This is a genomic window from Faecalibacterium sp. i21-0019-B1 (assembly GCF_042852915.1).
Lineage (GTDB): Bacteria > Bacillota > Clostridia > Oscillospirales > Ruminococcaceae > Faecalibacterium > Faecalibacterium taiwanense.
In genome coordinates, this window is the sequence record NZ_AP031425.1 from 386,153 (window position 1) to 412,608 (window position 26,456).

The 26,456-nt window shown below is 58.3% G+C and carries 21 protein-coding genes; 11 read left to right on the top strand and 10 right to left on the bottom strand.

Going from position 1 to position 26,456, the window contains the following annotated elements; all coding sequences use genetic code 11:
* The 3 genes from ACGHP1_RS01850 (at position 1) to ACGHP1_RS01860 (ending at position 2,820) form a co-directional block, all read left to right on the top strand.
* On the top strand, positions 1-633 hold the full coding sequence (locus ACGHP1_RS01850; protein ID WP_005943888.1) for an electron transport complex protein RnfA: 633 nt from the start codon (positions 1-3) through the stop codon (positions 631-633).
* A 15-nt stretch (positions 634-648) separates the two neighbouring features.
* Positions 649-1,548, top strand: a complete 900-nt coding sequence (locus tag ACGHP1_RS01855) for an RnfABCDGE type electron transport complex subunit B (RefSeq protein WP_390507413.1) — start codon at positions 649-651, stop codon at positions 1,546-1,548.
* 132 nt (positions 1,549-1,680) lie between these two features.
* A complete protein-coding gene (locus tag ACGHP1_RS01860) occupies positions 1,681-2,820 on the top strand; it encodes an MFS transporter (protein WP_390507415.1) in 1,140 nt (379 codons plus the stop codon).
* Between the two features lie 28 nt (positions 2,821-2,848).
* On the opposite strand, the gene ACGHP1_RS01865 is transcribed toward ACGHP1_RS01860, so the two are convergent.
* The gene (locus ACGHP1_RS01865; RefSeq protein WP_097781321.1) at positions 2,849-3,478 is read right to left on the bottom strand and encodes an epoxyqueuosine reductase QueH; all 630 of its coding nucleotides are present in this window, start codon (positions 3,476-3,478) and stop codon (positions 2,849-2,851) included.
* Positions 3,479-3,609: 131 nt separating this feature from the next.
* Between ACGHP1_RS01865 and ACGHP1_RS01870 the strand changes: the two genes are divergently transcribed.
* The 5 genes from ACGHP1_RS01870 (at position 3,610) to ACGHP1_RS01890 (ending at position 10,858) form a co-directional block, all read left to right on the top strand.
* The gene (locus tag ACGHP1_RS01870) at positions 3,610-3,834 is read left to right on the top strand and encodes a DUF896 domain-containing protein (RefSeq protein WP_005943900.1); all 225 of its coding nucleotides are present in this window, start codon (positions 3,610-3,612) and stop codon (positions 3,832-3,834) included.
* 210 nt (positions 3,835-4,044) lie between these two features.
* Entirely contained in the window at positions 4,045-5,337 is a 1,293-nt protein-coding gene (locus ACGHP1_RS01875) for an adenylosuccinate synthase (RefSeq protein WP_044953951.1), read from the top strand.
* Between the two features lie 45 nt (positions 5,338-5,382).
* A complete protein-coding gene (locus ACGHP1_RS01880) occupies positions 5,383-6,285 on the top strand; it encodes a DegV family protein (protein ID WP_005943906.1) in 903 nt (300 codons plus the stop codon).
* A 322-nt stretch (positions 6,286-6,607) separates the two neighbouring features.
* The gene (gene clpB / locus ACGHP1_RS01885; RefSeq protein WP_097774301.1) at positions 6,608-9,220 is read left to right on the top strand and encodes an ATP-dependent chaperone ClpB; all 2,613 of its coding nucleotides are present in this window, start codon (positions 6,608-6,610) and stop codon (positions 9,218-9,220) included.
* Between the two features lie 333 nt (positions 9,221-9,553).
* Entirely contained in the window at positions 9,554-10,858 is a 1,305-nt protein-coding gene (locus ACGHP1_RS01890; protein ID WP_223388252.1) for an HlyC/CorC family transporter, read from the top strand.
* A 135-nt stretch (positions 10,859-10,993) separates the two neighbouring features.
* Here ACGHP1_RS01890 and ACGHP1_RS01895 read toward each other — a convergent pair whose 3' ends face one another.
* From ACGHP1_RS01895 to ACGHP1_RS01935, 9 genes are all read right to left on the bottom strand, one after another.
* Entirely contained in the window at positions 10,994-11,914 is a 921-nt protein-coding gene (locus tag ACGHP1_RS01895) for an ROK family protein (RefSeq protein WP_044953953.1), read from the bottom strand.
* Positions 11,915-12,014: 100 nt separating this feature from the next.
* The gene (gene cysS / locus ACGHP1_RS01900) at positions 12,015-13,412 is read right to left on the bottom strand and encodes a cysteine--tRNA ligase (protein ID WP_097774303.1); all 1,398 of its coding nucleotides are present in this window, start codon (positions 13,410-13,412) and stop codon (positions 12,015-12,017) included.
* Between the two features lie 119 nt (positions 13,413-13,531).
* Complete coding sequence (gene pflA / locus ACGHP1_RS01905) at positions 13,532-14,287, bottom strand: pyruvate formate-lyase-activating protein (protein WP_291019470.1); 756 nt, start codon at positions 14,285-14,287, stop codon at positions 13,532-13,534.
* Positions 14,274-16,526 (bottom strand): formate C-acetyltransferase, encoded by a 2,253-nt coding sequence (pflB, locus tag ACGHP1_RS01910; protein WP_390507419.1) that lies wholly within the window; start codon positions 16,524-16,526, stop codon positions 14,274-14,276. Before pflB ends, pflA begins: the two co-directional genes overlap by 14 nt.
* 900 nt (positions 16,527-17,426) lie before the next feature.
* Positions 17,427-17,885 (bottom strand): hypothetical protein, encoded by a 459-nt coding sequence (locus ACGHP1_RS01915; RefSeq protein ID WP_390507421.1) that lies wholly within the window; start codon positions 17,883-17,885, stop codon positions 17,427-17,429.
* 5 nt (positions 17,886-17,890) lie between these two features.
* On the bottom strand, positions 17,891-18,934 hold the full coding sequence (locus ACGHP1_RS01920; RefSeq protein ID WP_390507423.1) for a YbhN family protein: 1,044 nt from the start codon (positions 18,932-18,934) through the stop codon (positions 17,891-17,893).
* 160 nt (positions 18,935-19,094) lie between these two features.
* Complete coding sequence (locus ACGHP1_RS01925) at positions 19,095-20,690, bottom strand: glycosyltransferase family 4 protein (protein ID WP_005943943.1); 1,596 nt, start codon at positions 20,688-20,690, stop codon at positions 19,095-19,097.
* 26 nt (positions 20,691-20,716) lie between these two features.
* Positions 20,717-21,508, bottom strand: a complete 792-nt coding sequence (locus tag ACGHP1_RS01930; protein WP_390507425.1) for a hypothetical protein — start codon at positions 21,506-21,508, stop codon at positions 20,717-20,719.
* A gap of 57 nt (positions 21,509-21,565) precedes the next feature.
* Complete coding sequence (locus tag ACGHP1_RS01935; RefSeq protein ID WP_097781330.1) at positions 21,566-22,681, bottom strand: acyltransferase; 1,116 nt, start codon at positions 22,679-22,681, stop codon at positions 21,566-21,568.
* Positions 22,682-23,081: 400 nt separating this feature from the next.
* Between ACGHP1_RS01935 and ACGHP1_RS01940 the strand changes: the two genes are divergently transcribed.
* The 3 genes from ACGHP1_RS01940 to ACGHP1_RS01950 all read left to right on the top strand — a co-directional run bounded on the left by ACGHP1_RS01940 (position 23,082) and on the right by ACGHP1_RS01950 (position 26,453).
* Positions 23,082-24,530 carry a class I adenylate-forming enzyme family protein gene (locus ACGHP1_RS01940; RefSeq protein ID WP_291015899.1) on the top strand — a complete coding sequence of 483 codons (1,449 nt, stop codon included), beginning with the start codon at positions 23,082-23,084 and terminating at the stop codon, positions 24,528-24,530.
* A gap of 20 nt (positions 24,531-24,550) precedes the next feature.
* Positions 24,551-26,023: a class I adenylate-forming enzyme family protein gene (locus tag ACGHP1_RS01945; protein ID WP_097777404.1), complete on the top strand. Its 1,473-nt coding sequence runs from the start codon at positions 24,551-24,553 to the stop codon at positions 26,021-26,023.
* A gap of 187 nt (positions 26,024-26,210) precedes the next feature.
* Positions 26,211-26,453: an acyl carrier protein gene (locus ACGHP1_RS01950; protein ID WP_044953961.1), complete on the top strand. Its 243-nt coding sequence runs from the start codon at positions 26,211-26,213 to the stop codon at positions 26,451-26,453.
* Positions 26,454-26,456: the final 3 nt, after the last annotated feature.

Genomic DNA, 26,456 nt, shown 5'->3' on the forward strand with positions numbered 1-26,456 from the left:
ATGTTAGTAAAACTCGCTGCGATCTTCTTCAGCATGATCCTGGTCAACAACTACGTGCTGGTGAAGTTCTACGGTATCTGCCCGTTCCTGGGCGTTTCCAAAAAGCTGGATTCTGCGGTTGGTATGTCCGGTGCCGTCATCTTCGTCATGTTCATGGCAACGGCCGTTACCTTCCCCATCCAGATCTTCATTCTGGACCCGGCTGGTCTGAGCTACCTGCAGACCATCGTGTTCATTCTGGTCATTGCTGTTCTGGTGCAGTTCATCGAGATCTTCCTCAAGAAGTACGTGGTTGCACTGTATAACTCTCTGGGCGTTTATCTGCCCCTGATCACCACCAACTGCTGTGTTCTGGCTGTCACCATTCTGGTCGTGGGCGACTACGGCGCAGATGTGGCTGCTATGGGCTTCGGTGTTGCTTACATTGAGGCTCTGGTGTGTGCCATCGGCGCAGGCTGCGGCTTCATGCTGGCCATGGTCATGTTCAGCGGCGTGCGCAAGCGCGTGGAAGCCTGCGATCCCCCGGCACCCTTCAAGGGCCTGCCCATCACCCTGATCGCAGCAGCAATCACCAGCCTGTCCTTCATGGGCTTCGGCGGCATCGTCGAAAACCTGTTCAATGTCACGCTGTAAGGGAGGAACAGGATTATGAATATTGTATCTGCTGTTATCCTGTGTACCATCGTGGGCGCAGTCGGCGCGATCGTTCTGGTCGCAGCGTCCAAGTTCATGGCGGTGGAGGAAGACCCCCGCATTGAAGAAGTTACCAACTGCCTTGCCGGTGCAAACTGCGGCGGCTGCGGCTACGCAGGCTGTGCGGACTACGCAAAGGCTGTGGTCATGGACGGCGTGCCCTGCGACAAGTGCGCACCCGGCGGCCCTAAGGCTGCCGCTGCCATTGCCAAGATCATGGGCGGCACGGCCAGCGTTGTGGAAAAGAAGGCGGTTGTCCAGTGTCAGGGCAATTCCGAGCACTGCAAGCCTGCTTATGATTACAAGGGCATCCAGACCTGTGCAGCCGCTGCTGCACTGTACGGCGGTCCCAAGACCTGCTCCTTTGCCTGTGTTGGCCTGGGCGACTGCACCAAGGTGTGTAAGTTCGATGCTATCCACATTGTGGACGGCGTTGCCAAGGTGGACAAGGACAAGTGCACCGGCTGCGGTGCCTGCGCAAACATCTGCCCCAAGCAGGTCATCATGATCGACGTGGGCGGCCCGCGCAAGCCGGTGGTCATGTGCTCCAACAAGGACAAGGGTCCTGTGGCCATGAAGGCCTGCACCACCTCCTGCATTGCCTGCGGTATGTGCGAGCGCACCTGTAAGTTCGACGCTATCCACGTGGTGGACGGCGTGGCCCGCATCGACTATGACAAGTGCAAGGGCTGCGGCATGTGTGCCCAGAAGTGCCCCAAGCACATCATCCTCTTCCCGCTGAAGGATGACCCCAATCCCCCGAAGCCCGTGGTGAAGCCCGCCGCTCCCGTTGCTGCTCCCGCAGCAAAGCCGGAAGCCGCTGCTGAGGCAAAGCCCGAGACCAAGGCAGAGTAAACTGTAAACCAAAGCCCGCCGTGCAGCGATGCCCGGCGGGCTTTTTGCAACTTTTTGTAAGAAAATCCGGTTGCAATGATGCGGAATTATGGTTAAATAGAGGGAGGATATTTTCACAGAAAGAGGACGATTATGGAACAACAGTCTGCACGCCTGCGGAATACAGGCTTTCTTACTTTCTTCTTCAGTGGCATCTGTGCCATCAGTGCGGGCGTGGTGGTCAGCCTGCTGCAGGAGCGCTACGGCTTTGCCTACGGCATGACCGGCACCCTGCTCTCACTTATGAGTGTGGGCAATCTGCTGGCAGGCCTGCTCATTGGTATGCTGCCCAGTGTACTGGGCATGAAGCCCAGTGTGCTGCTGCTCACCATCGGCTATGCGGTGGGCTACGGCATCATGGGCCTGACCGGTGTAGAGATCCTGCTGGCAGTGGCTTTCTTTTTGGTGGGCATTGCCAAGGGCAGTGTTATCAACACCTGCACCATTCTGGTCAGCGATCACTCTGCCGACCGCACCCGCGGCATGAACCTGATGCACAGCTGCTACGCCTGCGGTGCGCTGCTGTGCCCCTTCCTCATTGCGGCAGCGGCGAAGGTGAGCACTGAGCTGGCGGTGTTCCTGCTGGCGGCACTGGGACTTGTGCTGTGGCTGGTATATGCCTTTACCCCGCTGGGCGGCGGCAAGGCCAAGAATGCCAAGGAAAAGCAGGCCATTGACTGGAGCTTTCTGCGTTCGGCACGGTTCTGGATGCTGACCGGCCTTTTGTTCTTCCAGAACGCTGCAGAGCAGAGCGTCAACGGCTGGATGGTCACTTACTTCAAGGGCAGCGGCATCATTGCGGGCACACTGGCGGCTTACACCGTCACGGTTATGTGGGGTGCCACGCTGGTGGCCCGTCTGCTGATCGCATTCGTGTTCCCGTTCAAGAGCCCGCGCAAGGCCATGGTGGGCATGAGCGTGCTGTGTACGATCTTTTATGTGCTGCTGGTCATGGCCCACACGCAGGCCATGGCCATCGTGCTGCTGTTTGCGTTTGCGTTCTCCATGGCGGGCCTGAACCCCACCGCTGTGGCCAGCGCGGGCCGCATGACCAGCGTGACCAGCATGGGCATCATGCTGCCGGTGGCATCCAGCGGTGCCATCCTCATGCCGTGGATCATTGGCATCGTGGCCGAAAAGGCTGGCCTTGCCGCCGGTATGGCTTCCAACATCGTGCCCTGCGTGGGGCTGATTATTTTCACCCTCCTGGTGGCAAAGCTGCCGGAAGAGTAAGCAAAAAAGCGGCCTGCCCGATAACGGCTTACTTTTCGATCCCTCTTGCCTTCGCGCTGAACTCGCACCCGCAGTAATCCTGCCGGTACAGGCCGTATTCCTCCGAAAGCTGCAGGCTGCGCAGATAGCCGTTGTGCTTTTTGAAGTCCGAAGGCAGATGCTTTACGCCGAACTCGGCTTCCAGCTCCTGCCCGATGGCATTGATGCGCTTGGCATCTTTATGCGGGCTGATGGACAGTGTGGTGGTGAACCAGTCGAAGCCGTTCTCACTGGCGTATTGCGCCGCCCGGCGCATCCGCAGCCGGTAGCAGACTGTACACCGGCTGCCCCGCTCCGGCTCGTTTTCAAGGCCGGTGACAGCAGAGTAGAACTCCTGTGGGTCGTAGTGGTCCTCCACCACGGTCACGCCCAAAGGATGGGCTGCTGCCACGAACTTCTTCAGCTCTTCGCCGCGGCGGTAGTATTCCTCTGCAGGCCATGTGTTGGGGTTATAGTAAAGCACTGTGATCTCAAAATACTGGCACAGCTGTTCCAGCACTGCGCTGGAGCAAGGGCCGCAGCAGGCGTGGAGCAAAAGGCGCGGCCGGGTGCCGTCCAGCGTTTTGAGCACGGCATCCATCTGCTGTGCAAAATTCAATTGAGTTGCCATTTTTATCATCCTTTGCTATACTGATTGAGAAAATTCCTTAAAAAGCTCGCCCTTTCGGGGGAGCTGGCATTGCACAGCAATGACTGAGAGGGTTTGCTTTCTTATTATAACATATTCCGCTTGAAAATACAGGAGGCACCATGACACAGGAAAAGATCGCCCGCATCAACGAGCTGGCAAAAAAGAGCAAGACCACTGGCCTGACCGAGGCCGAAAAGGCAGAGCAGCAGGCCCTGCGCCGCGAATACATCGACGACATGAAGGCCAGCCTGCGCGCGCAGCTGGCCAACACCTCCATTCAGGAGCCGGACGGCACCATCCACAAGGTGACCCGCCGTGCCGACCTTGAGAACCCCCGCAGCTGAACGCACAATTTTGCGCACACTTTTTTGGAGGAAAACGCAGCCAAAAGCTGTGTTTTCCTCTTTTTTTGCACGGCGATCTGTGCTATACTATACTTGCATTGGTATGTGCTTTGTGTATGCCTGCTGATGTGTTTTCCCAAGGTGGCGTATCCCGGGCAAGGTGCACGGAAAAGGCTGTCTTTTGAAAAAATGATAAAGAGGTCATTTATTATGCTTACTGCAATTACGGGTATCAACTGGGGCGATGAAGGCAAGGGCCGCATGGTCGACCTCATCAGCCAGGAGTATGACATCGTTGCACGTTATCAGGGCGGCAACAACGCCGGTCACACGGTCAAGAACGAGCGCGGCAAGTTCGTGCTGAATCTGCTGCCCTCCGGCATCCTGCGTCCGAACGTGGTCTGCGTTATGGGCAACGGCATGGTCATCGACCCGCATCATCTGGACGGCGAGATCAACAAGCTGCGGGAGCAGGGCGTTGAGATCAGCCCGGCAAACCTGAAGATCTCCGACCGTGCAACCATCACCATGCCCTACCATGTGGAGCAGGACGGTCTGGAAGAAGCACGTCTGTCCAAGACCGGCGCACAGTTCGGCTCCACCAAGCGCGGCATTGCCTACGCTTACGGCGACAAGTACATGAAGAAGACCCTGCGCATGGGCGACCTGCTGCATTTGGACGACGCTGTGAAGAAGCGCCTGGTCACCATGGTGGATTCCAAGAATCTGGTCATGGAGGGCAGCTACAACGCAGCTCCCATCAGCGTGGATGAGATGTGGGCATGGCTCGAAAAGTATGCCGCCATCTTCAAGGACTACATCTGCGATGTGGGCCAGTATCTGGCCGATGCAGACGCTGCAGGCAAGAAGGTCCTGTTCGAGGCTCAGCTGGGCGCTCTGCGCGACATCGATTTCGGCATTTACCCCTATACCACCTCTTCCAACGTCATCGGTGCTTACGCTCCCATCGGCGCAGGCATCCCGGGCCACAAGCTGCACAACTCCATCGGCGTGATGAAGGCTTACTCCTCCTGCGTGGGTGACGGCCCCTTCACTGCCGAGCTGGCTATGACCGAAGAGGAAAAGCACGACCTGCGTGAGGCTGGCCACGAGTACGGTGCAGCCACCGGCCGTCCCCGCCGCGTTGGCCCCATCGATCTGGTGGCAAGCCGCTACGGCGTGTTCTGCCAGGGCTGCGATGAAGTTGCTCTGACCCTGCTGGACGTGCTGGACTACATGGAAAAGATCCCCATGGTCACTGCCTACAAGCTGACCGATGGCAGCACCACCACCCGCTTCCCCATGGGCGAAGCTCTGGACACCGCACAGCCCGTGGTGGAGTACCTGCCCGGCTGGCACTGTGATATCACCGCAGCCCGCAAGTGGGAAGACCTGCCCAAGGAAGCACGCGATTACGTGGAATATCTGGAAAAGGCTGTCGGCTGCAAGATCACCTACATCTCTGTGGGTGCCGAGCGTGAGGCTTATATCCACCACGTATGATCCCCTGCAAAGCTCCTGAATGATTCAGAAAAGGAAGCGTCACAGATGTTTGATATCATTACCGACAGCGCATGCGACCTGACGCTGGACACTGCCAAACAGCTCCAAATCGAGGTCGTGCCCTTCTATGTCTCGCTGGACGGCGAGCACTACCGCAAAGAAGGCAAGGAGATCGCCGTGCGGGACTTCTACCAGTTCATGGTGGACAACCCTTCGGCCTACCCCAAAACCAGCCTTGCTTCCATTGAGGACTTTGAGCAGGCATTCCGTGCCCATGCTGCTGCTGGCCGGGATGTGCTGTGTCTGGTGTTCACCAGCAAGATGAGCGGCTGTGTGGGCAGCGCCCGCAATGCCCGGGATCTGGTGCTGGAAGATTTCCCCGATGCCCGCATTGAGGTCATTGACAGCGCGGCGGCTACCGTTACCGAGTCCACCATGGTGGAAAACGCCGTGGCCATGCGGGACGCAGGCTGCACGCTGGACGAGACTGTGACATGGCTGGAAGCAGAGAAAGCTACCAACCAGATCTTCTTCACGGTAGGCAATCTGGACTATCTCATCAAGGGCGGCCGCATCGGCAAGGTGACGGGCCGTGCAGCCAACATGTTGGGCATCAAGCCGATGATCCTGTTCAAGGATGGTGAGATCTTCTCCGGCGGTGTGGCACGCGGCCGACAGAAGAGCTTTGAAAAAGCGCTGGAACAGCTGATGAACTATCTGGATGCCCACGGCGGCACCCCGGACGACTACCGCATCACCGTAGGCTACGGCTACGACGAAGAGGAAGGCAAGCGCCTGTGGATGCAGACCCGCGCGGCCCTGCGTGCAAAGTACCCCGGCGCACAGTGCGAAGTGGGCCTGTTGCAGATCGGCTGCACCATTGCCGTGCACACCGGCCCCTATGCGCTGGGCATGGGCGTGATGCGCCGCTGGAAAAAGCAGGGCTGATATCTTTATATAAAAAGGCAAGACCACCGCACAAACGTTGTGCGGTGGTCTTTTTTTAGCCCCCGCAGGCGCTTTTTTCCTATTTGCAAACTTTTTATGAACCCTATTGACAAAGTGGGAAAACAGGAGTATAGTTTTAGCAGTCGAACAGATAGAGTGCTAAAACAAGTAAAACCAGTTCGGCAGGAGGTGCTTGAAACCGTGAAACAACTGAAGAATAGCCGCTGCTTCCCGTTCGGCAGCATCTCTGCACCGGGCTTTTAGCAGATGACTATCGTGTCCGCTAAAATAAACCTTCCGGTATGAATGGAGGCTTGACTTTATGAATACCAATCAATATACACAGAAAACGCTGGAGGCTCTGCAGGCAGCGCAACAGCTGGCTGTGGAGTACCAGCACAATCAATTGGAACCTGAACATCTGCTGCACGCCCTCGCTTCGCAGGAGCAGGGCCTGATCCCGCAGCTGCTGCAGAAGCTGAATGTTGACCCCGGCAGCTTTGCTGCCGCCGTGGCCGAAAAGCTTTCGGCTCTGCCCCGGGTCTCCGGCTCCGGCCGTGACCCCGACAAGGTCTATATCTCGCAGGCTGCCGATAAGGTGCTCAGCGCCGCCGCCCGAGAAGCCAAGGCCATGAAGGACGACTATATCAGCGTGGAGCATGTGTTCCTTGGTCTGCTGGACGAGCAGACCCAGAACACCACCGAGTTGTTCCGTGCGTTCAGCATCACTAAAGATAAGTTCCTGCAGCAGCTCACAGCAGTGCGCGGCAACCAGCGCGTCACCAACGACAATCCCGAGGAGACCTACAACGCCCTGCAGAAGTATGGTCAGGATCTGGTAGATCTTGCCCGCAAGCAGAAGCTGGACCCCGTCATCGGCCGTGATCAGGAGATCCGCAACGTGATCCGCATCCTGTCCCGTAAGACCAAGAACAACCCCTGCCTGATCGGTGAACCCGGCGTTGGCAAGACCGCCATTGCAGAGGGTCTTGCACAGCGTATCGTGCGCGGCGATGTGCCCGAAAACCTGAAGGACCGCATCGTGTTCAGTCTGGACATGGGCGCTCTGGTGGCCGGTGCAAAGTACCGCGGCGAGTTCGAGGAGCGCCTGAAGAGCGTGCTGAACGAGGTGAAGAAGAGCGAGGGCAAGATTATCCTCTTCATCGATGAGCTGCACACCATCGTGGGTGCCGGCAAGACCGATGGTGCCATGGACGCAGGCAACCTGCTCAAGCCCATGCTGGCCCGGGGCGAGCTGCACTGCATCGGTGCCACCACGCTGGACGAGTACCGCCAGTATATCGAGAAAGACCCCGCTCTGGAGCGCCGCTTCCAGCCGGTACAGGTGGATGAGCCCACCGTGGAGGACACCATCTCCATCCTGCGCGGCCTGAAGGAGCGCTATGAGGTGTTCCACGGCGTGAAGATCAACGACAGCGCCCTGATCGCCGCTGCCACCCTTTCCGACCGCTATATCACGGATCGTTTCCTGCCGGATAAGGCCATCGACCTTGTGGATGAAGCCTGCGCCATGATCAAGACCGAGATGGACAGCATGCCCAGCGAGATGGACGATCTGGCCCACCGCATCACCCAGCTGCAGATCGAGCAGGTGAGCCTGAAAAAGGAGACCGATGCCCTGAGCCAGAGCCGCCTGAAGGATCTGGAAAAGGAGCTGGCCGAGCTGCAGGACAAGTTCCGCAGCATGAAGGCAAAGTGGGAGAACGAGAAGAACGCCATCGGCAAGGTGCAATCCCTGCGTGAGCAGATCGAGCAGACCAATGCCGACATTGAAAAGGCTCAGCGTGAGTACGACCTGAACAAGGCTGCCGAGCTGAAATACGGCAAGCTGCCTCAGCTGCAGAAACAGCTGGAAGAGGAAGAGAAGATCGCCGCCGCCAAGAAGGAGGACAGCCTGCTGCGTGACCGCGTGACCGATGAGGAAATCGCCCGCATCGTGGCCCGCTGGACCGGCATCCCGGTGGAGAAACTGGTGGAGGGTGAGCGCGAGAAGCTGCTGCATCTGGACGATGTGCTGCACCAGCGGGTCATCGGTCAGGACGAGGCTGTGACCAAGGTGAGCGAGGCCATCCTGCGCAGCCGCGCCGGTATCGCCAACCCCAACCGCCCCATCGGCAGCTTCCTGTTCCTCGGCCCCACCGGCGTGGGCAAGACTGAGCTGGCCAAGGCACTGGCACAGGCCCTGTTTGACGACGAGCGCAACATGGTGCGAATCGATATGACCGAGTATATGGAAAAGTTCAGCGTCAGCCGTCTGATCGGCGCGCCTCCGGGATACGTCGGTTACGAAGAGGGCGGCCAGCTGACCGAGGCTGTGCGCCGCAAGCCCTACAGCGTGGTGCTGTTCGATGAGGTGGAAAAAGCCCACCCCGATGTGTTCAACATCCTGCTGCAGGTGCTGGACGATGGCCGCATCACCGACAGTCAGGGCCGCACCGTGGACTTCAAGAATACGGTCATCATCCTCACCTCCAATCTGGGCAGCGACATCATCCTGAACGATCTGGAGCAGCGCCGTGCCAACGGCTCCAACGAGCTGAGCGAGGAAGCAAAGCACCAGATCGACCAACTGCTGAAGAGCAAGTTCCGCCCCGAATTTCTGAACCGTCTGGATGAGATCGTCTACTACAAGAGCCTGACCAAGGACGAGATGCGCAAGATCGTGGATCTGCAGCTGCAGGATCTGCGCAAGCGCATGGACGAGGGCAAGCACCTCAAGCTGGAGGTCACCACCGCTGCCAAGGACTTCATCATCGATTCTGCTTACGACAGCGTCTATGGCGCACGTCCCATCAAGCGGTTCATCCAGAGCCGCGTGGAGACCCTGATTGCCAAGGCCATCATTCAGGGCAGCTATACCGAGGGCAACACCCTGACGGTAGACTGCGAGAATGGCGCTTTGACCCTGCGATAATGTGAATTTTACCTGTTCTGTACGGACTTTGCGGCAAGAAAGCTTGCACCACCGTACAGAATATGGTATGATTACAAATAACATTGATGTGCTTTTCATCGCGGAACAGCAACGATGGGGAGCACATTTTTGTATGTGAAAACATTTATCCCAAAACTCTCTCAGGCGCGTTGCGCCAGTGTGCGATATCCCGGGCAGCAGCACCTTCTGCGTGGAAGGGGCAGGCTGTGGGCGCACAGAAAAAAGCTCCCCCCTTCGGGGGAGCTGGCATCGCGCAGCGATGCCTGAGAGGGTTCAAATAAAAACAGAAAGTTGAGTGTGATTTCCCTTTTTATGGACGATGGCAGTATTACGCTTTTGGCGGCACTGATCATTCTGGTGGCATTTTCCGCCTTTTTCTCCGCCTCTGAGACCGCATTTTCTTCCCTGAACCAGATCCGCCTGAAAAGCCGCGCCGAGGACGGCGATTCGGCAGCAGCCCGCGTGCTGGCTATGTCGGAAAAGTACGACAAGCTGCTCTCCACCATCCTCATCGGCAACAATATCGTCAACATTGCCGCAGCATCCATTGGCACAGTGCTGTTCACCCGCCTGCTGGACCCGGAGCGGGGCGCGACGGTGTCCACCTTCGTGCTGACCATTGTGGTTCTGATCTTTGGCGAGGTGACCCCCAAGAGCCTTGCAAAGGAGATGCCGGAGACGGTTGCCACGGCGGTTTCGCCCTTTTTGAACCTGCTCATGATCCTGTTCACCCCGCTGACCTGGCTGTTCAGCCAGTGGAAGCGCCTGCTGAGGCATTTCATCCGCAGCACCGAGGAGGACACCATCACTGAGGGTGAGCTGATGACCATGGTCAGCGAGGCCGAGAACGACGGCGAGCTGACCGACCGGGAAAGCCAGCTCATCCGCAGCGCCATTGAGTTCGACGATGTGGAGGTGGAGGAGATCCTCACGCCCCGCGTGGATGTGATCGCGGTGGAGGACGATCTCTCGCTGGATGAGGTGGCCGATACCTTTGCGGAATCGGGATATTCCCGTCTGCCCGTCTACCACGGCACCATTGACAACATCATCGGTGTGGTACATGAAAAGGACTTTTACCTTGGCCGTCTGCGCAAGGATACCACGCTGGAAGACCTTGTGAAGCCCACCCTTTATACCACCGGCTCCACCCAGATCTCCCAGCTGCTGCGCACCCTGCGCGAGCAGCACCATCACATGGCGGTGGTGGTGGACGAGTACGGCGGTACCGAGGGCATCATCACGCTGGAAGATATTCTGGAAGAGCTGGTAGGCGAGATCTGGGACGAGCACGACGAAGCGACCGAGGACTTCCGCAGGCAGTCGGACGGCAGCTGGATCGTACTGGGCAGTGCCGGTGTGGACGACCTGTATGAGAGGCTGGGCCTGCCGGAGGATGAAGATATCGATTCCAATACGGTGAACGGTTTGGTGCAGGAAAAAACCTGCCATCTGCCCAAGGTGGGCGACCGGTTCACGCTGGGCGAGTACGACGGTGTCGTTACCCGCACGGCCAAGCGCCGCGTGACCGAGGTGCGCCTGACCCCGGCGGAAAAGCCGGAACCGAAGAAGGAAGAAGACGAAAAGCCGCACTTCAACCGGCTGACCAATAAGTAAATCTAAGGGAGGATGCCGTTTTCCAATACGGCCCTATCCTGTGACAAAGCAAACTCCGGCAGACCGCAGTCTGCCGGAGTTTGCTTTGTAAAAATAATTGTTCCGCTGAATATGGCTAGAGCGAAGCGGAAGCCATTAAATGGTTTTGCTTTCCGCCTGCAGATAGGTATACAATGCTCCCACCTGATTGGCTTCGCTGCTGAAATGGCATGGCACGATCTCGCAGCGGGGCAGACCGATCATGTAAGGTGATTCCCCACGGGAAGCAAACAGCCCGGCATATACCCGGCGCAGATCGTCCAGCAGCAGCGGCTGCTTGCTGATGCCGCCGCCGATGGCTACCTTTTCCACATCCAGCAATACGGTCAGGTTGTAGATCTGCACGGCCACCATCTTGCAGAACCGTTCCAGCACTTCCAGCGCTTCCGGCTCGGCGGCATTGGCGGCATCAAAAAAGAGTTTACCGTTCATGGGGGCATCGGCGGGCAGGCCCTTACGGGCACGGTACCACTTGAGCAGGTATTTGGTGCTGCACTGGCAGGCCATGGTTTTTTCGGTATTCTCCCACTCGTCGGCGTTGGTGTTCACAAAGCTGTACTCTCCGGCGGTAAAGTGCACGCCGCGCACCAGCTGGCCATTGGCAATGATGCCGCCGCCCACGCCGGTGCCGATGATAAACACTGCCGCATTGCAGCAGCCCTGCAAGGCACCGGCCCGCAGCTCTGCAATGGCTGCAGCCTTGCCGTCGTTTTCCAGCGTGACACGGCAGCCGCATCTTTCGCGCACCAGCTGCCCCACCTGCGTGCCGGTGTTGTACAGAAGTGCCCCGCCGTTGGAGACATAGCCGGTGTTGGCATCCACAAAGCCGGGCAGCGCCATGGCGATACCGTCCACTTCATCCTTATGCGGTGCATACAGAGCGTATATTGTGTCGAGAAAATGCTCCTGCGTATCCTGCGGCGTGGGCACGGAACCGGCATCGAAACGGTTCATCTGCTCGTCCATGACCGAATATTTGATCTCGGTGCCTCCTACGTCAAAAACCATGACCTTCATTGCTGTTCCCTCCGCAAAGCTGATCTTCTTCCTTATTATGGCAAATGCGTGCAAAAAAGTAAAGCCATCCGCAACATGCCGCGAATAGCTTTACTTTAATTTAGAGCTTGCTCAGCTGCGGGCCCTGTGCGGTATCCTTGACCGCCCAGCCCAGTTCGGTCAGCTGTGCACGGATGGCATCGGCAGTGGCCCAGTCCTTGGCCTTCTTGGCGGCGGCACGCTTCTCTACCAGCTCGGTCACCTCGGCGGGCACCTCGTCCTTTTTGCGGTTGTACAGCAGGCCCAGTACGCCGGTGATCTCGTCGAACGCAGCGGCGGCGGTCTGCAGAGCATCCTTGGAGGAAACAGCCGACAGCGTGTTGATCTCCTTGACCAGATCGAACACGGCAGCCAGTGCATCCGGGGTGTTCAGGTCATCGTCCATGGCAGTGCAGAACTTGGTGCGGGCCTCGGCAGCCTTTTCCTTCAGAGTCTCGTCGGTGCCAAAGGCATCCTTGGTCAGGGCAAAATCCAGATTTTCGCGGCAGGTGTACAGGCGCTCCAGGCTGTTTTTGCAGCTCTCGATGAGGTCCACGGTGTAGTTCAGGGGCATCCGGTAGCCTGCGGTCAGCATGAAATAGCGGATGGGTTCGTAGCCGTAGACATCCGCCACGTCCCGCACGGTGAAGAAGTTGTGCAGGCTCTTGGACATCTTCTGATTGTCCACGTTGATGAAGCCGTTGTGCATCCAGTAGCGGGCAAAGGTGCAGCCGTTGGCGCACTCGCTCTGTGCGATCTCATTCTCGTGGTGGGGGAAGATCAGATCCTGACCGCCGCAGTGCAGATCAATGGTCTTGCCCAGATGGGTGCGGCTCATGGCACTGCACTCGATATGCCAGCCCGGACGGCCCATGCCGTAGGGGCTCTCCCATGCAGGTTCACCGGGCTTTGCGGCCTTCCACACGGCAAAGTCTGCGGGGTCCTCCTTCAGGTCGTCGTCCATCTGGCTGCGCAGCTCACGGTTGCCGCTCTCCAGATCGTCCAGCTTCAGGTGGCTCAGCTTGCCGTACTCGGGATCGCTCTTCACCCGGAAGTACACATCGCCGTTCTTGGCAACATAAGCGTGGCCGGAGTCGATCAGATCCTTCACGATATCCAGGATCTGCTGGATGTGCTCGGTAGCCCGGGGCTGGACGGTGGGCTTTTTGCAGTTGAGGCCGGCGGCATCCTTGAGGTACTCGGCCTCAAAGCGCTGAGCGACCTCCTTCATGGAGGTGCCCTCTTCCTGTCCCTTCTTAATGAGCTTATCGTCGATATCGGTGATGTTGGAAACATAGAACACCTTGTTGCCGCGGTACTCAAGGTAGCGGCGCAGGGTATCGAACACGATCAGCGGGCGGGCGTTGCCGATGTGGATATAGTTATAAACGGTAGGGCCGCAGACATAGATGCGGTATTCACCGGGCACCTGCGGCACGAATTCTTCTTTCTGGCGGGTCAGCGTATTGAAAATCTGCATGGCTGTTTCTCCTTTTTTACTTTTTTCATTATAACGGTGTACAGAAGGGAAGTCAAGAAAAAACGACCGCTCCCGGCGCATTCTGCACACCGGAAACGGTCGTTTTTCAAATCAGGAGCTTAGCCGGGATACCTGCTCACTTCCAGCAGTTCTTCTGCACGCTTCACCTGCTCCGCGGTGGGCGGCACGGCGTCCGGCAGCGGATAGGGGATGCCCAGCTTCTGCCACTTGAACAGGCCCAGCGTGTGGTAGGGCAGTACCTCCACCCGCTGCACCGTTTTCAGGCTGCGGATAAAGTCTGCGGTCCTGCGCAGGCCCTCCTCGTCGTCGGTCAGGCCGGGCACCAGCACATGCCGGATCCACAGCGGGATGCCGAGGTCAGAAATATGCCGCGCCATCGCAAGGATGTTGGCATTGTCTTTGCCAGTGAGCTGCCGGTGGCGTTCCGGGTCGATCTCCTTCAGGTCGAGAATGACCAGACTGGTGGACTTCATCAGCCGGTCGAAACCGGCCAGATAATCCGGGTCATCGGGCCGGAAGGGCTGCCCGGCGGTATCCAGAGCCGTGTGCACGCCTTTGGAGCGGGCCAGCTCGAAGAATGCCGTCAGGAACTCCATCTGGCGCAGCGGTTCACCGCCGCTGACCGTGATGCCGCCCTTTTTGCCCCAGTAGTTGCGGTAGCGGTAGACCCGCTGGAACAGCTTTTCCACCGTCCATTCCTCGCCGCCCTCCGCAGCCCATGTTTCCGGGTTGTGGCAGTATTTGCACCGCAGGGCACACCCCTGCAAAAACACCACAAAGCGCACACCGGGGCCGTCCACAGAGCCGAAGGATTCCAGCGAGTGGACATAGCCGATGGGGTTACAGGGCTGCATGGCAGGTGCGGGAGATAACGTCCATCTGCTGCTCGCGGGTCAGGTCGATGAACTTGACGGCGTAGCCGGAGACGCGGATGGTGAAGTTGGCGTACTCCTCCTTCTCGGGGTGCTCCATGGCATCCAGCAGCTTCTCCTTGCCAAAGACGTTCACATTCAGGTGGTGTGCGCCCTGATCGAAGTAGCCGTCCATGACCTGTACCAGATTCTCCACCCGCTCGCCTTCGCTGTGGCCCAGAGCGTCCGGGTTGATGGTCTGGGTGTTGGAGATGCCGTCCAGTGCCCAGTGGTAGGGCAGCTTTGCCACCGAGTTCAGGGAAGCCAGCAGGCCGTTCTGCTCTGCGCCGTAGCTGGGGTTTGCACCGGGAGCAAACGGGGTGAATGCGGCACGGCCATCGGGCAGAGCGCCGGTGTACTTGCCGTACACCACGTTGGAGGTGATGGTCAGGATAGAAGTGGTAGCCTCAGAGTTGCGGTAGGTGTGGCGCTTCTTGATCATCTCCAGGAAGGTGCGCAGCAGCCACACGCCGATCTCGTCGGCGCGGTCATCATCGTTGCCGTACTTGGGGAAGTCGCCTTCGGTCTCAAAGCCGGTGGCAAGGCCGCTCTCGTCACGCACTACCTTCACCTTGGCGTACTTGATGGCGCTCAGGGAGTCGATGACGTGGGAGAAGCCTGCAATGCCGGTGGCAAAGGTGCGGCGCACGTCGGTGTCGATGAGGGCCATCTCGGCTTCCTCATAGTAGTATTTGTCGTGCATATACTGGATCAGGTTCAGCACATTGACGTACAGGCCAGCCAGCCAGTCCAGCATCTGGACATACTTGGGCAGCACCTCGTCGTAGTTCAGGTACTCGCTGGTGATGGGGGCATAGTTGGGGCCGCACTGCTCGTGGCTCTTCTCGTCCACACCGCCGTTGATGGCGTACAGCAGGCACTTGGCAAGGTTGGCGCGGGCACCGAAGAACTGCATCTCCTTGCCGGTCTGGGTGGCAGACACGCAGCAGCAGATGGAGTAATCATCGCCCCACACGGGCTTCATCACGTCGTCGTTCTCGTACTGGACAGAGCTGGTATCGATGGACACCTTGGCGGCATATTTCTTGAAGCTCTCCGGCAGGGCGGAGGAGTACAGAACGGTCAGGTTCGGCTCCGGTGCGGGGCCCATGTTTTCCAGCGTGTGCAGGAAGCGGTAGCAGTTCTTGGTGACCATGCTGCGGCCATCCATGCCGATGCCGCCCACTTCCAGCGTTGCCCACACGGGGTCGCCGGAGAACAGCTGGTTGTAGCTGGGGATGCGGGCAAACTTGACCATGCGGAACTTCATGACCATGTGGTCGATCAGCTCCTGAGCCTGGGTCTCGGTCAGGGTGCCGTTGTCCAGATCGCGCTGGATATAGATATCCAGGAAGGTGGAGATGCGGCCCACGCTCATGGCGGCGCCGTTCTGGGTCTTGATGGCGGCCAGATAGCCGAAGTACAGCCACTGGCAGGCCTCCTTGGCGTTCTTTGCGGGCTGAGAGATATCATAGCCGTAGGCCTCGGCCATCTTCTTCATGCCCTTCAGGGCGCTGATCTGGCGTGCGATCTCCTCGCGCAGGCGAATGACGTCATCGGTCATGGTGCCGTCGCCGCAGTTGGCGAAGTCCTCCTGCTTGAACTTGATCAGTGCATCGATGCCGTACAGGGCCACGCGGCGGTAGTCGCCCACGATGCGGCCGCGGCCGTAAGTGTCCGGCAGGCCGGTGATGATGTGGGTATGGCGGGCCGCCTTCATCTCAGGGGTGTAGGCATCAAACACAGCCTGATTGTGGGTGCGGGTATAATCGGTAAAGATCTTGTGCAGCTCGGCGCTGGGCTGGTAGCCGTAGGTGGTGCAGGCCTGCTCTGCCATCTTGATGCCGCCGTAGGGCATGAAGGCGCGCTTGAGGGGCTTGTCGGTCTGCAGACCCACGATCTGCTCCAGATCCTTCAGGCTTTCGTCGATATAGCCGGGGCCGTAAGCAGTCAGGCTGCTGACCACTTCGGTCTCCATATCCAGCACGCCGCCCTTGGCGCGCTCGGCCTTCTGCAGCTTCTGCAGGGCACTCCACAGCTTGTCGGTCGCCTCGGTGGGGCCGGCCAGAAAGCTTTCGTCGCCGTCATACGGGGTGTAGTTCTTCTGGATGAAGTCGCGCACATTGACTTCTTCTTTCCAGATGCGGCCCTCAAAGCCTTCCCACTGTTCAAAATTGATCATTGGAACCTCCTTGCTCCATTACGCAGTTAGCGTTTTCTAACTAATGAGCCTTTGAAAAACCGCTCTGTATGGCGGCTTTCTGGGGGCAAAACGGTCTTGAACTGCCGACTGCGGCAGCCCCAACTACAAGGTGTAGACAAAAATGAAAACCTGCCCACAAAATCTTGCGTTACTATAATAGCAAGAACCACTTTAAAAAGCAATAGATAACAAGTGGGTTTTCTTCCAAAGCAAGGGGATTTCTTTGGGCAGAATGTAGAAAAAGCGCCGAAATCCCGGCGGTGCACCTCTTTTGCGAAAAAAATCGCAAAATAAGGGTTGACAAGACTAACCGGCTATGGTATTCTGTTCTCGCAACGAGGTTAGACAGATCTAACCACGTTGCACCAGAAAAGCAGATGCTTCTGCAAGGGCTTCTGCGAAAACCGGATCCGCCATGGCAGAGCTGAGGAGCTGTGTCAGGTGATCCCCAAGTTTGTCGTGGCGAGGCCACTCCATCTTGCTTACGCAAGACCGCTTTGTGGCTTAAAAGCCCCACTGGGGCTTTCATTGCTGCGCAAACGCCAATTCCTCCATTCCATTCTCTTTTTCAAGTGAGCTGTGGTTTTAGTTTGCTCCCACGGCTCGATGCGCGGCATTCGGTGTGATTGGTACCGCACCGTGTGCAAAAGAAAAACAAAAACGGGACATGCAGCTTGACCACCTGCGTGCCCCGTTTTTTGTTTTTATAAGGGAAACGACCCTCTCAGCCGCCTGCGGCGGCAGCTCTCCCGAAGGGCGAGCTTCATGCGCAAGTACGGAAAGATACTACTTTTGGTTTGAAGAAAAACGTTTAAGCCAGATGCAAAGAAGCTCCCCCTTTCGGGGGAGCTGGCATCGCTCAGCGATGCCTGAGAGGGTTTACTTCACGATCTCCGCCAGCTCCCGGTACACTTCCTCCGCTCCGCCTTTGGGCGCTTTGACCTTTACGAACTGGCTGTTCACGATGGCGGTGCCATCGGAGTAGACGGTGAACAGGAGGTTATTGTTCTCGGCATCATCGTAGTAGCTCACAGTGACGGAATCCACCGGGTATTCGTGGCTGTAGGAGGAATACTGCTGGTTGAACCGCTTGACACAGGTAAGGCCGGAAAGCACGTTTGCGATCTGCTGATAGGCAGGTTCGTCGGCAGAAAGCAGCTGAACATCCATCTCTGCGGAGCGGGCAAAGTTCTGAATGTGCTCCACCCGGACACTGGCCTGTGTGCTGGCCTCGATGCTGGATGCAAGATCGATCTTTGCGGAAGGAAAGATCAGCACCAGTGCAAGCAGCACTAAAATGACAATGCCGAACCGGGACAGAATGCCTTTTTCCTTCATAAGAGTCATGCCTCCTTTGGCGGCTCCGCTCCCATTTGGCCCAGATGCCGCTGGGCAAAGAAGAAGCCCACGGCGCTGGCGGCGAACACCACATAATAGCTGGCGATGCGGTAGAGCATCATCACGCTCATCACCTCGCCGCGCTCCAGAAAGCTGCCGAACACCAGCAGGAATGCCGTCTCGATGGAGCCCATGCCGGCCACATTGGGCAGGGCGTTGGACAAAAACAGCATCAAGCTGGTGAGCAGCTGCACCTGCAAAAAGCTCAGAGGGGAAAGCCCCATGAACCGGATGCACAGGTAGGGCAGGCAGAACAGCCCGAACAGCTTGACCGCCTGCAATGCCAGAATTTCAGCGCAGCGGGGCTTATCCGCCAGCAGACGGCGGCTCTCCTCGCCCAGAACATCCAGCTGCTGCTGCCAGTCGGCGCGGCGCTGCTGCCATTTTTCCGTTTTGGGCAGCAGACGCATCAGCCAGCGGGCAAGGTTCTGCACCAGCGGCGATACGCACACCAGCACCAGCACCACAATGATGGCCGCCACTACAGCGTATGCCATGGGCAGATAATTCATCACACCGGTGGTGTTGGCGGCAAGCCATCTGTGCTGAAACAGCAGCATCACCGTGGCATACAGCAGCACGGTGGTTTTGTGGAACACGTACTGCAGGGTCATCAGGCCCACGCCCGGGCCAACCGGCAGGCCGCAGCGGTGCAGATACCATGTCTGCACCGGCACTGCACCTGCGCCCAGCGTGACCACATTGCCAAAGGTGCCGCACCACGCGGTATCGATGCCCTGCCAGAGCCTGAAGCCCGGGATGCGGCTGCGCACGATGACCCACGCCACGCACCCCTCCAGCAGCGGATAGCTGAGGCCGATGGCCAGCACCACCAGCACCTGCCATGCGGACAGCTGCGAAAGCGCTTCGGTGATCTCGACCCAGTTGTCCTTGAACAGCAGCACGATGATGCCGGTAAGTGCGGCGAGCACCAGCAGCGAGATCACTGTCTTTTTGCGGGAAGGTGCGGCAGAGGCGGGTTGGCTCATAGAGAGAACAGGCTCCTTTCAGGCGGAATGATTTGATAAAAGTATAACACACGCGGCCTGTGTCTTTGTGAACGGAACTGGAATTTTCTTGTGCAATTTTGATGGAATGATAAAAAGGCAAGGGCAGATGTACGCATCGACCCTTGCCTTTATCTTGTTTTTAGTCTGTTGATTCGTTCACCAGCCGTGTCAGGGTGGCAACATAGGCTTCGTTGGAATAATATTTCTCGTACATTTTCCGGCAGTCAGCTTTCATGGCGGCCAGCTGTTCCGGATGCAGGATAGCATACTCCAGCACCTTTGCCAGCTGATCCGGGTCGTCGTCTTTGTACACAAAGCCGTCCACGCCCTCGGTGATCAGCCCGGCGGTGCCGGTGTGCTCCGACACGATGGAGGGCTTGCCGAAGATCAGGCCCTCGGTGACGAAGGTTGGCATGGGATCATCGCGGGAAGCGCATACCACGCAGGTGCACTGATCCATCAGGGATTTGATCTCGGGCCGTTCCAGACGCTTGCGGTAGAAAACGGTGTCCGGGTAGTCCTCCACCAGTGCATCCACGGCGTTCTTCAGGCTCTTGTCCGCCGCCTTGCCCACGAACAGGAAAGCAGCCTTCTGGCGCACCTCGGGCTTTAGCAGGCGGATGGCGTTGCAGAAAATATCCTGACCCTTGCGCGGCTCAAAGGAACCTACGGTCACGAACAGCGGCCTGCCGCCGGCATAGCTGATATCGTAGGGCGGGAAGCTTTCCTGCGCATAGTCCGGCAGACCGTAGATCAGCTGTTCAATGCTGAAGTCCGGCCGCACCGAGTGCATGGCGGCAGTGGCGTGGGAGCCTACGGCGCACACATGCACATTGGAGCCCAGTGTTTTGGGAATCTTGTGCGCAATGAATGGGTAGCCTGCAAAGGCATCGTGCAGCCACCACAGCACCGGCACGAAGGAGCCGTTCAGGGTGCTCACGGCGGCAGCCTCTACCACGGTGTTGGCCAGCACAAAATCGGCACTGGTGGCAAGGCCCCACAGCGACGAGTTCATCACGCAGTCGCTGCGGGTCACTACGGCGGCACCGGCATCCAGAAACAGCGGCAGCGAGCCGTCGTCCGCAGGGCCAAGCACCACCACTTCAAAGCCCATGCTGCGCAGCACCGGCACGGCACTTGTCAGCACGATGGGCGCACCGGTCATGGTCAGCTCGTGGCTCAGGATCAAAGCACGCTTTCCGTCTGCAGAGAACACATCGTCGGCACACAGCTCCCGCCGGAAGTGCAGCAAAGACTGCGGGATGCGGTGGCAGTTTTCCGCCATGGCGGTGGCAAGGCGCAGCAGCTCGGTCACGCTGTCCCTGCCGCGCGCAGCGGCGCGCACCCGGTCCAGAAGCTTCCGCGATACCATGGCGCAGCGGCTGCACGGGATGTGCTGGGTGCTCAGATAAAGGGCGGTGGAGCCATCGAAGCCAAAGGCGGCATCACACACCACAAAATCGGCACCGGTGCGCAGGGCGGCGGCAAAATAGGTCAGGGCGGTGGAGGTGCACTCCAGATCTTCGCTGACCAGCAGCACGCCCTCCACCGAGTCGGTCAGGGCGGGGGCCAGCTCCGTCACCAGCCGGAACTTGCGGTGCAGCTGGTTTTCCAGTGCGTGCTCCAGCGCCTGATGACGGCCCGGTGCATACACCAGCAGATAGGTGCTCTGGGTATCGGTATAAACCTGCTTCGTCAGCTGCTTACGCTGCAGGGTGCTGTAACTGCTGTACATGTTGACAACTCCTTTAGCGATCCGATTCAGCCGCGCAGCAGGCGGCGCAAAGCACGCAGCGGTGCGGTAAGCCGCCAGCTGCTGCTCTCGTACAGGTTTTCCAGCGAATCTTCATAAGCAGCACGGCTGCTCTGCAGTTCCGTCAGCTGATTGTTCAGCCGGGTATTCTCGGCAAGGGCGGCCTGCAGCTGTTCCAGAACATCGTTCTTTTCGGCCTCAGCCTGCAGCTTGATGGTATTCAACGCGCTGAGCAGGGCCTTGCCGGGCTGCTCGTGCTGGAAGCGGCCCAGCGGATAGTAATGATAGGTCACGGCAAACTTCATCCCGGCCGCAAAGGGCACGGTGCTGCACACGGTCAGGTTGGGGTCCACATCCAAAAACAGCAGGCAGTCTTCCTGCAGCCGGATGCCGTTCATGGCGCGGCATTCCAGCCGCTCGTCCGAGATGCTCAGGTCAGTCACGCAGCAGGCCAGCTCACCGGGGTCCAGCCGCAGCGCACGGGCATCCGTGGGCAGGGTGAACACCGCAGAGACCTCGTGGGTCAGTTCGTCGTAGGCATCCTCGGCAACGGTCAGGCATTCCCGCGGGGAATAGCCGGAGCCGGAATCGTAGAACAGCTGCGGCAGGGTCAGGGCGGCAGGCTCGTTGTCGCTGCCGTGCCTTGCCAGTGCGGCCTGATAGTTCAGCACCTGTTGTTCCAGCTCCAGACACCGCTGTGCCAGCCGGGATACACCTTCGTCAGAGAGCTTGAGCTGCTGTTCCAAGTCAGCAGCGCGGCTGCGGGCCGCAGCAAGGGTCTCGGGGGCATCGTTGTTCATAACCGGATTCTCCTCTTACTTTTATGATGGCTGCACCGCAGCAGCCGGAAAAACATGTCAGTGCCGGGAGGTATAGTGCACGGCGGGCGTTCTGCGCTGTGCAGGGAAAAATCGGATGATGAGTGCGCGGCGTACACGCAGCAGCTCACACACCAGCCAGATAGAGCCCAGAGAGATGGCATATTGCAGCCACATGCCCAGCACCGGCTGCGCAGAGAACTTTGCTACCATCAGATACCACGGAATAGCGATGATCTCCACGGTATGTACGCAGAAAATGTTCAGCGAACGGCGGCCCACCGCTTCCAGAAAGTGCACGATGGGGCCATGGCCGCGGCTGAGCCGCATGAACAGCCGGATGAAAAGCAGGCCTGCAGCACCGTCCAGAAAGATGCTCAGCGGCCCCAGTGACCACTCGGCCAGCGAGATGCAGTCGGTGGTGCGGGTAGCAAGAGCGCCTACGGCAATGAGTGCTGTGGCGGCCAGCAGCCCGGCAAAGACCTTGGGCGGCAGGGGCTCGTCCAGCAGATGCTTCTTTTTGGCAAGGAAGCCGATATAGAGGTAGGGCACCACCACGGCACCCTGGATCAGGCAGAAGGGCAGCTCCCACACAAGGCTCGCGCCCCAGCCCAGCAGGACGCAGCCTGCCACAGCCCATGGAACATAGCGCTCCGGGAAGATGTTCAGGATCACATCCAGCAGCACCCAGCCTACCATCAGCGCCAGCAGATACCACATCGGCCCGCAGGAGAAGAACTCCTGCCCGAAATACTTGGCCGTGTGGGGCAGGCCCAGCAGAAAGCCGCCGGTGACCTTGATAGACTCGCCGATGGTGCCGGGCAGGTACTGGAACGTCTTATAATGGATGATAAAGTGCAGCACGCAGGTGAACAGTGCCGTGTAAGCATAGGGTTTGAGCAGGCTTTTGAGCTGCTGGTGGATGCACTTGTGGATAGAGCGCTTGCGGAAGCCGTAGCCGCTGGCAATAAAAAAGGCGGCCATCAGCGCTTCGCGGTAGATGAACGGGAAAAACGCGGTCAGGGACAGGCCGCTGACCGCCTGCATGGGATAAAGCTCGGCGGTATGCGCAAAAACGATGGTCAGCATACCGGCACCCTTGAGCATGTCGAACATGCCGATGGAGCTGGCGGTGCGGGGCTTGGTTCCTTCCATGGAGGTTCCTTCCTTGCGCGGGACATTCCATCAGAGCCGGACGCCGCACAATGCGTAGATTTTGAATGAAAAAGATAAAATTTTGTATGGATATGAACCCAGTATAATGCTTTTTGCACAGACTGTCAATTTTGAATTGCGGTCCAGCGGGCGGGGACACATTGCAGCCTGCAATAAAAGCATAGCACAGGCAGGGTGGCTTCGCAACGAAAGGCAGAATTTACATCTGAAAACGGCATGATATGCAAGATTTTATTGTCAATGTTTGGAATTAAATGTTGCGAAACTCTTGCATTGACACAGGACTTATTGTATACTGGGCACAGCTGGAAATGACTGGAAGGATCTGTGTTGGCCTACACAGGAGCGCCGGATCGGATGATAAAAATGGAGGAAAAAAATGATTACATCGCTGTATCAGTCACTTTGCAATATGGAAACCAACATTGCAGACCGTGTGGCTCTGCGCTGGTATGATGAAGAAAAGCAGGGCGTGGCCGAGGTGCACTACGCACAGTATGCCCAGGATCTGCGCCGGTTCGTGGCGTTCCTGCGTGCAGAGTATGGCGATGTGCGCGGCAAGCGTGTGGCGATCCTGGCCCGCAACAGCTACCAGTATGTCATCTGCATGTACGGCACGGTCATTGCCGGAGCCGTGGCTGTGCCGCTGAACCTTGGCAAGGACTGGGATGCTATCTCCTATGAGCTGGGCCTCACCGAGCCGGTGTGCATTCTGCAGGATGGCGAGTTCGCGGAGCGGGAGCCTGCCCTCGCTGAGACCTACGGCAGCATCCTGAAGCCCATGGATGTCTTTGCTGCCTATGAGCCTGCCGAGGACGTGACCGAGGTGGAGGACCTCTCTGCTCTGGCCTTTATCATGTTCACCTCCGGCACCACCGGCCGCAGCAAGGGCGTTATGCTGAGCCAGAAGAACCTGTTCAGCGCAATGCCGGCCTTTCTGGACCCCTTTGACGATGTGAAGAAGTATACGGGCTGGAACACCGACGAGTTCTCGTCCCTGTCCGCCCTGCCCATGTTCCACATCTCCGCCATGACCAGCCTTGTTTCGTGGAGCATCACCGGCCACTCCATCAACCTGTGCAACAACCTGAAGTATTTCTACCGTGATCTGGGCGCCATGCACAGCGAGGTGATGGCGGTGGTGCCGGTGCTGCTGAAGAGCATCTACAGCGATGTGATGAAGGGCCGCCGTGACCGTCTGAACGGCCTGTGCGTGCTGACCTGCGGCGCTGCCATGTTCGACCCCAAGATTCTGAGTGATATGATGGAGAAGGGCTTCTTTGTGGCCCAGATGTACGGCCTGACCGAGACCTGCGGCGACGGTGCATGGAACTCCTCACAGGAGGCAAAGTACCTGACCAGCGTGGGCCATGTGGACCTCAGCTGTGAATACAAGCTGGACGACGGCGAGCTGTGCATGCGGGGCGACCCCATCATGCTGGGCTACTACAAGGACCCGGAAGGCACTGCAGAAGTCATCGATGCAGACGGCTGGTTCCACACTGGCGACATTGCCCGGGTGGAAGAGGACGGCTACATGTACCTGACCGGCCGCAAGAAGAACGTGATCATTCTGGACAGCGGCGAGAACGTGAACCCCGAGGAGCTGGAAAAGCTGCTGGTGCCCTGTGCGGACATTCAGGAGTGCATCGTGAAGGAAAAGGACAAAAAGATCTGTGCCCTCATCTACTGTGACCCTGCAAAGCAGGATGCGGTGAAGGAGTTCGTCACTGGGGTCAACCGCGGCCTGCCGCTGTACAAGCGCATGGTGACGGAGTTCAGCGCACAGCCGCTGCCCCGCAACGCCATGGGAAAACTGCTGCGCTGAACACAGGAGGAAACAGAACAATGCGTAAGATCAGAGTGCTGGATAATGTCTACGACCTTATCACCATCAACATGGAAGACCGCTTCAAGGATAATGTGGCCTTCCGCTTCTACGACACCGCAAATGATGCCGTGACCACCATCCTCTATAAGGATTATGTGCAGGATATCCGCAAGGCGGTGAATTACTTCCAGTCCACCATCCCGGAGATCAAGGGCAAAAAGATCTGCCTGCTCACCAAGAACAGCTACGAGTATGCCGTGAACACCTTTGGCGTGGTGGCGGCCGGTGCGGTGCTGGTGCTGCTGAACCAGCGCAAGAGCTGGGACGAGCTGAGCTACGAGCTGGGCCTTGTGGAGCCGGACGCCATCCTGACCGACGGCGACGACTACGGCTTCAACGACCAGCTCAAGGCTGCCTACGGCGATATCCTCCGCCCCATGGATGGCTTCCGGAGCTATGAGCCTGCGCAGCTGACCCGCTGCATCGACCACGAAGCCCTGATGGTCCTGATGTTCACCTCCGGTACCACGGGCCGCAGCAAGGGCGTGATGCTGAGCGAGAAGAATTTCTTCTCGGTGATGCGTGCCCATACCCAGATCGGTGAGCACATGATGGCGTATAAGCACGAACCGGACCTCGTCATGAGCCAGTACACCGTGCTGCCCATGTTCCATCTGGGCGCTTTCATCTGCCTGTTCTCCTGGGCCCACGCAGGCTGGGCGCTGAACGTCAGCAGTGACATCCGCAACTTCTATAAAGAGGTAAAGCGGATGCCCAGTCAGGCCATGGCGGTGGTGCCGGTCATTATGAACTCGCTCCACCACGATGTGATGCGCGGCCGCAAGGATCGTCTGGGGGAGCTGTGGGTGCCCATCTGCTCCTCTGCCATGTTCGACCCGCAGGTGATGCTGGATATGGCGGAACACGGCATGTTCGTGGTGCAGACCTACGGCAGCACCGAGACCTGCGGCGACGGTATCATCAACTACGCACAGGACGCAAAGCACATCGGCGCTGTGGGTCAGGGCAACGATTATCTGGACTACAAGATCGCCGAGGACGGCGAGCTGTGCATGCGCGGCGACAGCATCATGCTGGGCTACTACAAGGACCCGGAGGCCACCGCCGAGGTCATTGACGCGGACGGCTGGTTCCACACTGGCGATCTGGCCCGCAAGGACGAGGACGGCTACTATTTCCTGACCGGCCGCAAGAAGAACCTCATCATTCTGGACAGCGGCGAGAACATCAGCCCCGAAGAGCTGGAAGGCATCGTGGGCAAGTGCGAAGCCGTGAAAGAATGTGTTGTAAAAGAAATGGGCAAGAAGATCGGCGTGGTGGTCTATTGCGACGAGGACAAACAGCAGCAGGTGCGGGACTTTATCACCGAGGCAAACCGCACCCTGCCGCTGTACAAGCGCATGAGCGCAGTGGAGTTCAGCACCGAGCCGCTGCCGCGCAACGGTGCAGGCAAGCTGCTGCGCCAGTGATACGGATGCGATCGAATGCCCGGATGCATAAATGGGCCGGCAGACCGGCAGACTGAAAACAGGAGTTCCGACAAAAAACAAAGCTTTGTTGCCGGAACCCTTGCGCACAGGAGAGAATCAGGGTATTATTATGGAAAGGCATAGGAGATTGTGCCTATTATCCGTCACGGAAAGGAAGAAAATTTCTATGGAACGAGCAGAGATCATTTCCCAGATCCTGGCCATCCTGGAGGATGTTGCCGAGGTCTCTCCCGAAGATGTGAATGAGAACAGCGTCCTGATGGACGATCTGGATCTGTCCTCAATGGAAATCCTGACCATTGTGGCAGACCTCGAGGAGACCTTCGGCCTGCGCATCCCTGAAAAGGAGCTGCGCAACTTTGTGACCATAGGGGATCTGGTGGATTATCTGGCGGCAAACGCGGGGTAACAG